This is a genomic window from Streptomyces sp. NPDC014894 (assembly GCF_043080985.1).
Classification (GTDB): domain Bacteria; phylum Actinomycetota; class Actinomycetes; order Streptomycetales; family Streptomycetaceae; genus Streptomyces.
On sequence record NZ_JBIBWD010000060.1, the window covers coordinates 1 to 1,210 of the forward strand.

Here is a 1,210-nt window from a genome sequence, read left to right on the forward strand (position 1 = left end):
TCTTTTTGTTGTTGTTGGTGGTGGTCCAGGTGGGGTGGGGGTGGTGGGTGTTGATGTGGGCGAGTTGGGTGTGGAAGGTGTGTTGGTCGGGTTGGTTGCGGTGGAGGGTGTGGGTGATGAGGGGGTTGGTGGGGTGGGTGTCGGCGGTTTCGTGGAGTGAGGGGGTGAGGACGGGGTGGGGGCTGATTTCGATGAGGGTGTGGTGGTGGGTGTTGAGGAGGTTGGTGATGGTGGGGTGGAGTTGGACGGTTTGTCGGAGGTTTTGGAACCAGTAGTGGGGGGTGAGTTGGGTGGTGTTGAGGGGGGTGGTGGTGACGGTGGAGTGGAAGGGGGTGTGGGCGGGTTGGGGGTTGATGTGGTTGAGGTGGGTGTGGAGGTGTTGTTGGAGTGGGTCGGTGTGGTGGGTGTGGGAGGCGTAGGTGACGTTGATGGGGCGGGCTTGGATGTGGTGTTGGGTGCAGTGGTGGAGGAGTTGGTGGAGGGGGGTGGTGTCTCCGGCGACGATGGTGGTGGTGGGGCTGTTGATGGCGGCGATGGTGAGTTGGTGGGGCCAGTGGGTGGTGAGGAGTTGTTGGGTTTGGTGGGCGTTGAGTTTGAGGGAGGCCATGGCGCCGTGGCCTTCGAGTCGGGTGAGGGCTTGGGCGCGGGTGGTGGTGATGGTGGCGGCGTCGTGGAGGGTGAGGGCTCCGGCGATGTGGGCGGCGGCTATTTCGCCTTGGGAGTGTCCGATGACGGCGTGGGGGTGGATGCCGTGGTGTTGCCAGTGGCGGGCGAGGGCGACGAGGACGGCGAAGAGGGTGGGCTGGACGATGTCGACGCGGTCGAGGGTGGGGGCGTTGGGGTGTTGTTGGAGGACGTGGGTGAGGTTCCAGTTGATGTGGGGGTTGAGGGCTTCTTGTATTTCTTCGATGGTGTCGCGGAAGGTGGGGGAGGTGGTGAGGAGGCCTTGGGTCATGCCGGGGTATTGGGAGCCTTGGCCGGGGAAGACGAAGACGGTTTTGGGTGTGTCGGTGTGGGTGGTGTGGTGGTGGGTGAGTGCGGGGTGGGGTTGGTGGTGGGTGAGGGCGTTGAGGGCTTGGAGTGCGGTGTGGTGTTGGTGGGTGGTGATGATGGCGCGGTGGGGGTGGGTGGCGCGGTGGGTGAGGGTGTGTTCGATGTCTTGGAGGGGTGTGTCGGGGTGTGCTGTGAGGTGGTCGTGGAGGCGGGCGGC

1 protein-coding gene is annotated in these 1,210 nt (G+C 64.5%); it reads right to left on the reverse strand.

Annotated features, from left to right (window positions below; genetic code table 11):
* Positions 1-1,210 (reverse strand): acyltransferase domain-containing protein (locus tag ACF089_RS35915; RefSeq protein WP_392036442.1); only part of this gene is annotated, 1,210 nt, incomplete at both ends.